At 62.4% G+C, this 11,922-nt stretch carries 13 protein-coding genes; 6 read left to right on the top strand and 7 right to left on the bottom strand.

Features of this window, described 5'->3' with window-relative positions; all coding sequences use genetic code 11:
• Nucleotides 1-105 precede the first annotated feature (105 nt).
• The 5 genes from J7I84_RS08725 to J7I84_RS08705 all read left to right on the top strand — a co-directional run bounded on the left by J7I84_RS08725 (nucleotide 106) and on the right by J7I84_RS08705 (nucleotide 3,053).
• Nucleotides 106-444, top strand: coding sequence for a hypothetical protein (locus J7I84_RS08725; RefSeq protein ID WP_214943481.1), 339 nt, complete (start codon nucleotides 106-108; stop codon nucleotides 442-444).
• Nucleotides 444-752, top strand: coding sequence for a hypothetical protein (locus J7I84_RS08720; protein ID WP_214943478.1), 309 nt, complete (start codon nucleotides 444-446; stop codon nucleotides 750-752). Before J7I84_RS08725 ends, J7I84_RS08720 begins: the two co-directional genes overlap by 1 nt.
• Before the next feature lie 246 nt (nucleotides 753-998).
• Nucleotides 999-2,147, top strand: a complete 1,149-nt coding sequence (locus J7I84_RS08715) for a phage major capsid protein (protein ID WP_214943475.1) — start codon at nucleotides 999-1,001, stop codon at nucleotides 2,145-2,147.
• A 246-nt stretch (nucleotides 2,148-2,393) separates the two neighbouring features.
• Nucleotides 2,394-2,690: a hypothetical protein gene (locus J7I84_RS08710; protein ID WP_214943471.1), complete on the top strand. Its 297-nt coding sequence runs from the start codon at nucleotides 2,394-2,396 to the stop codon at nucleotides 2,688-2,690.
• 99 nt (nucleotides 2,691-2,789) lie between these two features.
• Nucleotides 2,790-3,053 carry a hypothetical protein gene (locus J7I84_RS08705; RefSeq protein ID WP_214943468.1) on the top strand — a complete coding sequence of 88 codons (264 nt, stop codon included), beginning with the start codon at nucleotides 2,790-2,792 and terminating at the stop codon, nucleotides 3,051-3,053.
• 17 nt (nucleotides 3,054-3,070) lie between these two features.
• Here J7I84_RS08705 and J7I84_RS08700 read toward each other — a convergent pair whose 3' ends face one another.
• The 6 genes from J7I84_RS08700 to J7I84_RS08675 form a co-directional block, all read right to left on the bottom strand.
• Entirely contained in the window at nucleotides 3,071-4,021 is a 951-nt protein-coding gene (locus tag J7I84_RS08700; protein ID WP_214943465.1) for a hypothetical protein, read from the bottom strand.
• Nucleotides 4,022-4,059: 38 nt separating this feature from the next.
• Nucleotides 4,060-4,665, bottom strand: coding sequence for a DUF6932 family protein (locus J7I84_RS08695; RefSeq protein WP_214943462.1), 606 nt, complete (start codon nucleotides 4,663-4,665; stop codon nucleotides 4,060-4,062).
• Between the two features lie 80 nt (nucleotides 4,666-4,745).
• On the bottom strand, nucleotides 4,746-5,633 hold the full coding sequence (locus J7I84_RS08690; RefSeq protein WP_214943459.1) for a type II secretion system F family protein: 888 nt from the start codon (nucleotides 5,631-5,633) through the stop codon (nucleotides 4,746-4,748).
• Nucleotides 5,630-6,487 (bottom strand): type II secretion system F family protein, encoded by an 858-nt coding sequence (locus J7I84_RS08685; protein WP_251046332.1) that lies wholly within the window; start codon nucleotides 6,485-6,487, stop codon nucleotides 5,630-5,632. The genes J7I84_RS08690 and J7I84_RS08685 overlap by 4 nt, the downstream gene beginning before the upstream one ends.
• Nucleotides 6,484-7,707: a CpaF family protein gene (locus J7I84_RS08680; protein WP_214943456.1), complete on the bottom strand. Its 1,224-nt coding sequence runs from the start codon at nucleotides 7,705-7,707 to the stop codon at nucleotides 6,484-6,486. Before J7I84_RS08680 ends, J7I84_RS08685 begins: the two co-directional genes overlap by 4 nt.
• 346 nt (nucleotides 7,708-8,053) lie before the next feature.
• Nucleotides 8,054-8,320: a hypothetical protein gene (locus J7I84_RS08675; protein WP_214943453.1), complete on the bottom strand. Its 267-nt coding sequence runs from the start codon at nucleotides 8,318-8,320 to the stop codon at nucleotides 8,054-8,056.
• On the opposite strand from J7I84_RS08675, the gene J7I84_RS08670 reads away from it, so the two are divergent.
• On the top strand, nucleotides 8,319-10,949 hold the full coding sequence (locus tag J7I84_RS08670; protein WP_311381108.1) for a GH25 family lysozyme: 2,631 nt from the start codon (nucleotides 8,319-8,321) through the stop codon (nucleotides 10,947-10,949). The genes J7I84_RS08675 and J7I84_RS08670 overlap by 2 nt on opposite strands.
• 63 nt (nucleotides 10,950-11,012) lie before the next feature.
• Here the strand turns inward: J7I84_RS08670 and rfbA are convergent, their stop codons facing one another.
• On the bottom strand, nucleotides 11,013-11,882 hold the full coding sequence (gene rfbA, locus J7I84_RS08665; protein WP_214943450.1) for a glucose-1-phosphate thymidylyltransferase RfbA: 870 nt from the start codon (nucleotides 11,880-11,882) through the stop codon (nucleotides 11,013-11,015).
• Between the last annotated feature and the right edge of the window lie 40 nt (nucleotides 11,883-11,922).

The raw sequence follows: 11,922 nt of genomic DNA, 5'->3' as shown, positions 1-11,922 counted from the left end.
GTGCGCCAGTGCCCCTTTAGGGGGCACTGCACTCACACGCCGTCCGAAGCAGTGCGAGTGAACCAAGCGGGGCACTCACGAACGTAAAGGCAAGGAGCAAGGAAAATGAGCGAGAACGAAGTATTTGCCGTAATGAACAAGCACACCCCGGCGAACAAGCACACCCTGGCCGTCCAGGCGGTTACCGCCCTGATAGAGGGGGACCCCCGCGTGGTCCAGATCATCGGCGCCGAATACATGGAGAACCTCCACGCCTCCGGACTCATGGACGGCATGACCACCGGGGAAGCCGTGGAGAAGATCCTGGGCCACCAAACGGCGGACCCTTTCACGGAGGCCCTGTTGTGTCTGGCGGCGGACCTCATGGCCCGCCAACGCCACGGCGTAGCCCAGTCACGGTATGAGGCGCTCCGCCGTGAACTCGGACCCCGGGACCTCCGCTGATGGGCGCCAAGCGATTTACCCCGGCCGGTCACCGTCTCGCCATTTCTACAGGGGCGGACGTCTCACGGATCGAAATTTCCAAGCGACGGGAGGCCCGGAAGTGGACCCAGGCGACGGAGGACGCATTCCATGCCCTGGCATGTGAGGAACAGGAACTCCTGGCGGACCGCGGACTGGAGGCGCCCCATTACGCGGGCGCCAGGGTTGTCCTGGTCAGCGTCCTGACGCCCCGGGTGGCGGAGATCCTGAAACGGCTGTACGCCATCGAATCCCAGCCATTAGGACACGCGCGGCGGCCCGGCTGTTAATCGCCTGTCCGCCGCGCTATCCTGAATTTCGAAGCCACCTACGGGAGCGAGCTTGGAGCCGCGGAGGTCAGGGCAACCTGATAACCGGCAAACCTGAAACTCCCCGAACCCGTTTCATGACGCACACGGAAGACGCCAGCGGTAACCAGCCCGCCCGCTCACCGGCACGTCACCCCCTCAACGGCGCAAGCCCCCGTTCCCCGTGGACCGCGCGGCGCCCCATCACTCACTGAAACGGGAAAACCAATGTCTATTCACGCCAAGCGTGCCGCGGCCCTCAAGTCCGCCCAGTCCATCATCGACGCCGCCAAGTCCGGAGGCCGGGACCTCACGGACCAGGAGGAGGCCCAGGTCAAGGCGTTCCACGACGAGATCCGCGACTATGACGCCACGATTACCCGCGTAGGCGGACAGAAGTCCGTCATTGACGGTATCGCCGCCCTTGCCGGACCCCAGGGCGGGGAACCCGGCGACGGCACCCAGTACCTTGACCTGGGATCCAAGGCCCACGCCGCCAGCCTGACAACCGCCATGAAAAGCACCCGCCCTGACGGCGCCAAGGCCCTGGTCACCAACGGGTCCGTTGTGGTGGGGACGCCCCTAGTGGACACCACCCCAGTAACCCTGGGCCGCCCGCTCCGGACGTTCCTCCAGGTCATCCCCACGGTAGAGCGGCCCGCCGCCTACTCTTACCTGGCCCAGTCGGTCCGGACCGAAAACGCCGCCGTTGTCTCCAGCGGCGCCGTCAAGCCCACCTCCCTCCTGTCCCTGGTCAAAAAGGACGGCAAGCTCTCCGTCATCGCCACGCTTTCGGAACCGATGGACAAGTTTGTCCTGGAGGATGGGGAGGCGCTCCAGACCTGGGTGGGCGCCGAACTGTCCCAGTCCGTCCTCACCGCCCTGGAGGCCCAGGTCCTCAGCGGCAACGGCACCGGGGACAACCTCACCGGCCTGGCCAACACCTCCGGGATCCAGACGTTCACCTCGGCCGCGGGCAACACGGACAAACTGGTGGAACTCCGTAAGGCGCTCACCAAGCTGGAAACGGCCGGGGAGGTCCCCGTCGAGTTCATCCTCAACCCCGCCGATTGGGAGGCGCTGACCATCAAGCGGAACGCCTCCGGCGAGTTCGACACCGGCAGTGCCATCGACGCGGAAACCCGCAAGGCCTGGGGCGTCCCCGTGGCCCTGTCCAACTCGCTGGCCGCAAACTCCTACTACCTGCTGGGTGAGGGCGCCGCCGTCATCGGCCGGGACAAGGGCATTGTGACCGAGTGGGGAACGCCGGGCGACATGTTCACCCGCAACCAGGTACAGGCCCGAACGGAGGGAAGGTTCAACCTTGAGGTCCGCCGCCCCTCCGCGGTCCTCAAGGGAACCTTTGTAACCGTCTAGACCTCCACTGACGGTGGCGTCAACCTCACCGCGATTGAGAGCGCGGACGGATGGCATGAACAGTCGGGGACCATCTTCTAGCCCGGCGTCAACGCACGCCAGCGCCACCAGGAACAAAAGGAGCGCCCGCCAGCACCCCAGCCGCTGGCGGGCGCTCCTTAGCGCTTTCCGGGTAACAGGAGGGGCTCAACCGTTGGTTACTCTTAGGATTCAAGCAACTTATGAGTGTCTTATTTGGGGGGAAAAATGGAGTACAAACGTTCTGCTGGCGTCTACGTTGGCGCTATCTCGCTGCTCTTTGCGGGTCCACTGTTGGCTGTTGGCGGAGGCTACTTCACCAGTTGGGCCGCGCTGAGGAACGACAGCGGCCTTGTCGCCATCTTCATCGCCGTCATGGTCCTTGGGTCAGTGGTTTCGTTCGTCGGAATCCTAATGCTCATCGTCTCCATGCACAGAGCATTAGTTAAGATCGACGCACTCCCCGTGAGGACGCAGTCCGGCCAGCGCCAGGAATGGCACGCTGACCAGTACCGCGAGGGATAGGGGGTTGCTTTCGCTGGCCAGGGACGGGTAGGCCAGTCCACCGTGAGAGTGGCCTCCCTCCCCCCGCATCCGATTTTCACCCAACATCAGGGAGAACTCATGGACGCACATTTAGCCGCCGTTGAGGCATCAATCACTGCGGCCGCGGACGCCTTGAACGGCCGTCACGCCGCATTGTTGCAACTGGTCCGTACGCTCGCCAGACAGATGGATGCCGCTGGCGCTGACCCGTCCACACGCCTGTCCGCCGCGTACCTGTCCGCGCTCAAGGACCTGGGCCGCGTCATTGCTGCCAGCCCTGCCAAGGCGACTCAACCGAGGAACGGATTGGCTGCCGCGCGGGCCATCCATGGCAGACGCTAGCCGTACGTCAGCGGCTCCTAATCGCTACCTGGCCTGAGAACGTCGTCCCGCTGGGTGCGAATTGATCTGGCCGCAGCCGGAAGTTCAAGCTCAAGTTGGTCGGTGTTGCTCAAGACACGCCGGAACTCGTAACGCGTCGATTGGACACGGTCCAGTTTGTCCTTGGTTGAGATTACAGCTACCTGCCAATTGACGGACTGGCCCAGGACTAGCCTCATTGCCGTTAGCGTTTGTGCATCAAAATGAACATCGTAGGCTGGCGAATTTCGGGTCACGCCCTGTTTGACTTTGGCATGTCCAGATTCGCGAAGCTCAGTGATACGTCCACTAACGGGTATGGTGTCCGTTGTCTCATCGGACTCATGCAGGGCCTTCACGTAGTCCATCCCGCGCGACGTGAGCTTGGCACCACGGACATCGCCGCTTCTGGCGTAAAAGCGGAAGTCTGCCACTAGATCGAGCCGAGAAAGCTCATCCGAAAGCCTCTCCACGCCGCCCAGCATTGGGGACTTGGAGTACATTCGAACATCCCGTTCATGCTCCACGGCGTCCACGAAGTCTATGAATCTACGGGCGGGGGCCGCCAACGGCGTCTCCTGAACAGCGGGTCCCTGGTCTGTCATCAAGTCAACGGGACCGCGCTTGACAGCCCGAAAATGCAGGACGCTACTTCCCTTGGAAAAGCCAGAAAGTTCCAAGGAAACGTCCTCCGACGTCCCGGCCGACACGGCGTCTTGCAGTGGTCTGAGCAAGCCCTCCCAATCCAGCCGCAGACCGGAGCTAACGGCGGTGTCCCCTACTAGACGGACGCAGAGTTCCTCAGCAAGACTGGCGCCCGGGTCATAAGACTGGGCTACCTCTAGCCATTGGCCGCGCTCAACGCGCTCCCACCCCAAATCATCGAGGGTTAGGGCGTTTTGTTCATCGACCGTAACGGCCTTCTCGATGGCTAGGGCGTGTTCGGCCACAATGCGCTTACGCCATGCAGACGTGGACTTACGCAAACTCACTCGAACACCACCTCCAAATACCCTCGTCGTGGGGGGCAGGTCTCTAGCGTGGGTCCCTCACGTTCGCCGTCCGCCCTGCACCTTTGCCACCAGTCGTCCCATGCTCCACGCCCGGCCAAGTAGTTCCTCTGCGACTCTTCCAATTCATTTAGACGAAAAACGTGCACAACGGGTTCGTAGTTCAAGAATAGGCGGGATAGTTTGAACTCTTCTAGTACGGAATCCCTTGAGCGGGCGAATATTCCCGCACCCGGGCGCCCCTTAATGGCATCCTTTGCCGCCTGGTTAATATGCAGCGTTGCATCCATGTTTCTAGGATCCAGCTTGGCACTGACATAGCTCCCGCCCAGCCACACGCGGTCCAGGAGCGGCACCGGCAGATCCTCCGCGTACTTATCCTCCAGCGCAAAGAACAACGCGAGGTAACGCTCAAAGTTGGACCATATGTCCGCGCGCGTTTGCGAGTTCTTGAATCGGGGATCATCCACCAACGCCGCGCGGGCCTCGTCCGGTGAGCAGCTGTAACGCCCGACAGGAAGGTGACCGGTTCCTACGTCAAAGGTGGGCATCATCGCCTGGTCCCGCACTTGCTCACTGCTCACTCCCCAACTGGTCGTCCACAAATCTCTGTGGAAGTCACCCGAATATATAGCGCCGATGGAAGCCGCGCGACTTATACCGCTCAGAAAGGGTAACAATCCACCAGCGGCACCATCATGGCGATTTCCTTCTTCCCTGCAGCTTCCATAAGCTCGCGCTTCGCTGAATCCCGTACGTCCTGCGCCTGCGCTCGAAGCACGTCTGCCAGGGGGGTTCCTCTTTCCACTGCAACGATGATCCCGTCGACGAACCTGACCAGCGGCGCCAAATCCGTGCGTGTAGAAAATTCCTGCAAGGCCAGGACCAGGGGCTTACCTGCCCTTGTCTCCGCGAGGATTTTCGCGAATTCCTTGGATAGTTCACCCTTCGCACTCCTGCAGACACGGTCTAGAGCACCTGTTGCGCTCTCTCCCGCGCCGACCGCCAGCGCCATCAGTTCGGCGAGGCTGGGAAACTCGGCCATCATGCGTATTTCCCGCCGGCGGACTTGGGCGCCCAGCCAGCAGTCACGAAGCAGAAAACCCGCTGCAGCACTGCCTATGACCACCGCAGCCGCAACCAAGGGGCTGAACCTGCCCACTGCGGCACCAATGAGGATAAAGGCCAGAGAGAGGACGAAGCCGGTGGCCGCCCACAGCAGCTGCTCCGCTCGGAAGTCGATGGGTGATTTATTGATCCCCGCCTGCGCCAGGCGCCGCCCGGTAGCGCCGGGTGAGGGGTTGAGCTTGCCCAGGGCGGAGAGCCAGTCCCGGAAGACAGGACGGAGGATCCGTTCAAGCGGGCCGAAGGGTGTCAGGTTATGCTCGCTGGCCCGCAGGAGTCGGGACTCCAGGTTCTGCGACTTAAGTTGGGGCTCGACCCGGTCCGACAATGTTATGGCGCGCATTGGAGGGGACCGGAAGATGACGAGCCATAGTCCTAGGCCAAGACCGATTCCACAAATGACAGCTGTGGGGGAAACGGAAATCATCGGAGCACTCTTTCGTCCTGCGGGAGGGCCCCTATTTTCAACATGATCGTGTAGCAGACCAACGAGACCACCAGGCCCCCTAGCAGCACAACGGCACCCATCGGCGTGTTGTATGCATGGATTGCTTCAGGTCTGGTCGCAAGCAGGATCATGACGATCCACGGCGCAGCGACGGCAAGGCGGGCCGCATTGATGGTCCAGGACTGCCGCGCCTCCAGCTCGCTGCGGGTCCGGGCGTTTTCCCGCAGGAACTCCGCCAGTGTGCCGAGGAGCTTCCCCAGGTCGGAGCCGCCCACTTCCCGCGTCAGCCGGAGTGCTTCGATAATGCGGTCAGCTACAGGGTCCGCCAGCCGCTGCTTCAGCTTGTTCAGCGACCCATCGAACTGGCCACCGGCGCGGTAGTCAGCGGCGAAGTCGCGAAAGGTGGGCCGCAGCTCCTCAGGCCCCTTATCTCCAAGTTGGATAAGGGCCTCTGGAAGCGGCAGGCCTGCCCGGATCGCAGATCGGAGGTGGTCGACGACATCAGGCCAAAGCTGACGCAGCAGCGCCGTCCTCTTCTTGGCCCGCCACCGAAGGATGGTAATGGGCAGCCACCCGCCGAAGAGGCCGAAGCACCCGGCAATTGGCCAGGAACGGCTAAGCGCGTAGAAGAGAAGTGTCACGAAGATCCCGAGCCCAAGGCAAGTCCCCAGCAAGCCGCGGGCCGAGACTTTGTCGACACCGGCGGCCGCCAGCAGGTCAGCCAGGCGGCCCGGCCTACGCTCCCGGTTCCCGCGGTCCGGCGTTTCCCAGCAGGACCACCAGATGAGGAAGAGGCCAACCCCCGCCACCGTTCCCACGAGCGCGGACATCATCGCGGGTCCAGCAACGCGGCGACGTCGTACCCCGCCCGTGAGAATTTCTCCGCGGACGGCATGGCGTTGGCACGTGGATGCAGGGCTCCGTTCTCCAGCCCAAAAACCAATGACGATTCGATGATGCCGTTCTCCACGCGGCGGCCCAGCGACAGGATTTGAGTGACTTGCCGCCGTCCGTCAGCGTGCCTGCTGCAGTGCACTACGAGATCAATGCATGATGCAACAGTTGGAACAACAAACGCGCTTGAGATGTTCTCCCCCGCCAACAGCGGGAGCGTGCATATTTTGGTGACTGCATCGTGTGCCGAGTTTGCGTGGACAGTGCACATTCCCGGCAAGCCCGAGTTCAGTGCGATGAGCATGTCCAGGCTCTCGGCTTCCCGCACCTCCCCCACCACCAGCCGGTCCGGGCGCATCCGCAGCGCTTCCTTGACCAGCCGGCGAAGAGGAATTTCCCCCTCGCCTTCGAGGTTCGGTTGACGGCATTGAAGTCCCACCACATCCCGGAGTGGAAACTGGAGTTCAAATATTTCCTCGACGGTGATGACACGTTCCCGGCTTCCGATGCTGGCCGCCAGGCAGTTGAGCATGGTGGTTTTGCCTGCCTGGGTTGCCCCGGACACGAGGATGTTGAGTCCGCTGGACACCGCGGCGCCGAGAAAGCGCGCGGATTGCGGTGTCAGCGTCCCCAACTCCACCAGGTGTTCCAAGCGACTTGCTTTCACCACAAACTTGCGAATGTTGACTGCCCAGTGCCGGCGCGTGACGTCCGGAATGACCACGTGCAGCCTGGAGCCGTCCGGCAGGGCGGCGTCGACAAATGGTGATGACATATCCAGTCTTCTGCCGGAGCTCTTGAGCATGCGCTCCACGAGATCGCGCACCTGCTGCTCCGTGAGGCTCAGCGACGTCAGTTCGGACTCGCCGTTGCGCGCCACGTAGATTTCGTTGGGCGCGTTGAGCCAGACCTCCTCGATCGAAGGATCGTCGAGGAGAGGCTGAAGTACGCCGAAACCTGCGACGGCGTCGAAGAGGAACCGGCGCGCTGCATCGAGAGGGCCAAGAGGCGGCAGCGGCCCCATCAAGGCCCGTTCGTCATAGTCTGTGACCGCTGCTTCGACCAACCGGCGGACCTCGCCCGCCTGCCTGAGCGGGTCCAGGCCGCGTCGGCGGATCAGCTCGCGGACTTCGTCTTCGACAATTCCCAGCGCGTCCATATGTTCCCCCATACAAATGCCGCCCCCGACGGAGGCAGTGCGACTGGGCTACAGCCTAGGGAGCTCGCTCCGCCGCAACAAGTCTTCAGCCGCGTGTGTGGATAACCGAGGAACCTCAAGATTGACCCAAGGAGGGCTCAGGATTCCATCCAGATGAACACAGCTTTCACATAAGTAACATCAGAATCACTGGTTCCGCCAGTAACACCGGTGCTATGGTGAGCGCGTTATTTATCGAAATAGCACTATCAGGTGCCTTCCTGGGGAAGTCACCTGAGCAGTATCCAAAGAGGCGCTTGGGGGAGCGCCGCATTGTCTCCGGAGCACATATGAAGCGGAACCTGTCTCAGTCCCGTCGCCCAGTCATGAAGTCCTTAGGGACCGCCCTTTTGGCCGTCTCTTTGCTGTGCGGCCCTGGCATAGCCGGAGTGGCGTTTGCGGTCGAACCGAGCCCCGCGCCCACACCGACGCAGGCTTCCGTAGCCGCATCGCCACAGCCAACCGGCACGCCTTCCCCGGCGCCGACGGTGGCGGCGCCGGCTCCCACAACCATCGCGTCTCCGCAGCCCTCCACCCAAACAAGTGCCATGGCGTCGGCCACTGCTGGATCCATGGCGAAAGCCATTGGCCCCGGCGGAGCGCAAATGGGGCAGCGGTCCAAGCGGGTGACCTCTTCATCCCCTTCCGCAGACGTCCAGAAGCTCAGCACGGAGGCATTGACCACGCAGGGCACGTGGATGCCGTCCTTTGGTGTCCAGGGGCTGGACGTCAGCGGATATCAGCCCAACGTCGACTGGCAACAGCAGTGGAACATGGGCGCCCGGTTTGCGTATGTAAAGGCAAGCGAGGGTAGTTACATGACGAACGACTACTTTGGGGCGCAGTATCAGGGAGCCAGGAACATTGGCATGATCCGCGGCGCCTACCACTTCGCCATACCCAACTGGTCCTCCGGGGCAGATCAGGCGCGCTATTTTGTGAACAACGGCGGAGGCTGGTCAGCGGATGGTTACACCATGCCGCCGGTCCTCGACTTCGAGTTCAACCCCTATGCAGGCCGGACGGATATCCCGGGATACACCCCTGGCAACACCTGCTACGACATGTCCGGCAGCCAACTGGCCTCCTGGGTCCGGGACTTTGGCAGCACCATGCTGTCACTGACCGGGCGCCTGCCGGTTATCTACACCAACACGAGCTGGTGGAACCAGTGCCTCGGCACGCAAACTGGCTTTGGCGACTACCCGCTGTGGGTCGCCGCGTACCCCGGCTCCCCCAGCGACAACGCTGGCGCCGTCCCCGCAAGCTGGAGCACCTACAGCATCTGGCAGTACAGCAGTACGGGACCTTTTGCAGGTGACTCGAATGTCTGGAACGGCGACTACGCCTCCCTCCAGCGCTTTGCGGGCAGCAGCGCACCCGCTGTCCAGGTCCCATCCCAGGCCACCCAACAAATCGCAGCCTACGCAAGCAGCCACACGGCACTTGGCAGCCAAACTACTCCCATCACGTGCGGCCTGGTCAATGGCGGCTGCTACCAGGGGTTCCAAGGTGGAACGGTCATGTGGTCCTCCGCATCCGGAGCCTTCGCTGTATCGGCAGGGCCAGTCACCGGCGCATGGCAGGCCCTCGGCGCAGAACGCAGTCCGGCAGGCTACCCGACAAGTGACCTGATCTGCGGCCTGAAGAACGGCGGTTGTTTCCAGAACTTCCAGGGCGGCAGCATCATGTCGTCCCCGGCAACGGGTGCCGCGTTCGTTCCGTTCGGCGCCATCAGGGACTCCTGGGCAGCGCAGGGCTACGAGAACGGCCCGTGGGGCTATCCAACGAGCAATGCTACGTGCGGACTGCGGTCGGGTGGATGTTTCCAACTGTTCCAGGCAGGTTCCGGGCTTTGGAGCCCTTCCAGCGGCGCGCACCTGGTCAAGTCAGGACCGCTTCTGGACGCTTGGGCGAAAGACGGGTTTGAGAACGGCCTCCTTGGATTCCCCAGCACGGACGCGACCTGCACGGCATCCGACTGCACGCAACTGTTCACCGGCGGAGTCATTGGGTGGACATCCACAGCCGGAGCCTGGCCCATCTACATGGGCATCGGCGACACGTGGAAGGCAGTCCGGGCAAAGGGAGAACCGATCGGGTTCCCGCTGGCCAAGGAGGTCTGCGGACTTCGCGGCGGCGGCTGCTACCAACTGTTCCAGGGTGGAAGTATTCTTTTCTCGCCTGCGTCCGGGGCCTACGCCATGACCGGCAAAATCCTCAACTACTGGGCGCAATCCGGCTTCGAAAACGGCAAGCTGGGCTATCCCACAGGCCCGGCAAGTTGCGGCTCCGTTCAGACCGAATGCTCGCAGCCGTTTGAGAACGGCATCGTCGCCTACTCTGCAGCCACACCGATCCAGACAATTCCGGCTGGCCCGATGGCCCAGGCGTGGACAAACCTAGGTGCTTCAGGAGGCGCGCTCGGGTACCCGGCGTCTGCCCAGATCTGCGGTCTCAAAGACGGCGGATGCTTCCAGATGTTCGCCAAGGGCGCCCTCATGTACTCCCCCGCTGCAGGCGCGCAACCCAGCCTGCTGGGGCCCATCCGTGACTTCTGGCAGAAGCAGGGCTTTGAAAACGGCGCGCTCGGCTACCCCGCCTCGAATGTGATCTGCGGGCTGGTCGGTGCAGGGTGCTTCCAGAACTACCTGGGCGGCACGGTGATGTGGTCCAATGCCAGCGGGGCACATGCGATGTCGTTCGGTCCGGTCCGGGACGCCTGGATAGCTTCCGGCTTCGAGAACGGAATCCTCGGCTACCCCACGAGCGAACAGGTGTGCGGTTTGCGGAACGGCGGCTGCTTCCAGAACTTCGTGAACGGAACCGTGATGTACTCGCCCGCTACCGGAGCGCAGACCATGTCATCAGCACCCATTCGGGACAAGTGGGCCGCCACAGGCTTCGAGGGCGGTTCGCTGGGCTACCCCACCAGCGGTGCCATCTGCGGCTTGCGGAACGGCGGCTGCTTCGAGAACTTCGAAAAAGGAACCATCATGTGGTCGGCCGCCAGTGGCGCGCAGGTAATGGTGCCGGGGCCGATCCAGCAGAGCTGGGCATCACAGGGCTTCGAAAACGGCGCTCTCGCCTTCCCCACAACCGGCCAGACATGTACCGCCGACAAGCTTTCGTGCAGCCAGACGTTCCAGGGAGGCACCATCAGCTGGACCTCCGCCAGCGGGGCGAAAATCCGCCTCAACTGACCGGTGCAAAAAGCAGGGGCGGGACCGCTTTCGCGGTCCCGCCCCTGCTTTCTTGTTTGTGGGTCAGCGGCCGTGTTCCAACAGGTCGATGAGGTAAGAGCCGTAGCCGCTCTTGACGAGAGGCTCCGCCCGCTGACGCAGTTCGTCATCCGTGAGGAAACCCAAACGCCAAGCAATTTCCTCGGGTGCCCCGATCTTAAGGCCCTGCCGGTTTTCGGTGGTCCGTACAAAGTTTGAGGCGTCGTTCAGGTCATTGAAGGTTCCCGTGTCCAGCCATGCTGTCCCCCTCGGAAGGATCTCGACCTGCAGCTTGCCGCGCTCCAGGTAGGTACGGTTTACGTCAGTGATTTCAAGCTCTCCCCGGGCGGACGGCTTGAGGTTCTTTGCAATGTCCACGACGTCGTTGTCGTAGAAATAGAGCCCGGGTACTGCATAGTGGCTCTTGGGTTCGGTTGGCTTCTCTTCCAGCGAGACCGCCTTGCCGTTCTCGTCGAACTCAACGACGCCGTAGGCCTTCGGATCAGCCACCCAGTAGCCGAAGACAGCTCCACCGTCGATGTTTTCGAAGCGCCGCAACTGAGTGCCCATGCCATGCCCATAGAAAATGTTGTCGCCAAGGACAAGGGCCACGCTGTCGTCGCCAATGTGCTCGGCACCGAGTACAAACGCCTGGGCCAGGCCATCGGGAGAAGGCTGCTGCTTGTACGTGATCGAAACACCAAAACGGGAGCCGTCGCCGAGGAGCCGTTCGAACTGCTCAGCATCATGGGGGGTGGTGATTATGAGGATGTCCCGGATGCCCGCCAGGATCAAGGTGGAGAGCGGGTAGTAGATCATGGGCTTGTCGTACACCGGGACCAGCTGCTTACTGACGCCCAAGGTGATGGGGTGGAGCCTCGAGCCGGTACCGCCGGCGAGTATTATTCCGCGCATGCACCCATCTTTCCTTTAGCTAAGTGCAGCGGCAAATCCG

This window comes from Arthrobacter sp. ISL-85 (genome assembly GCF_018613675.1).
GTDB lineage: Bacteria > Actinomycetota > Actinomycetes > Actinomycetales > Micrococcaceae > Arthrobacter.
Note: the sequence above shows the minus strand (reverse complement) of the source record. Positions and strands in the feature narration are given on the sequence as shown.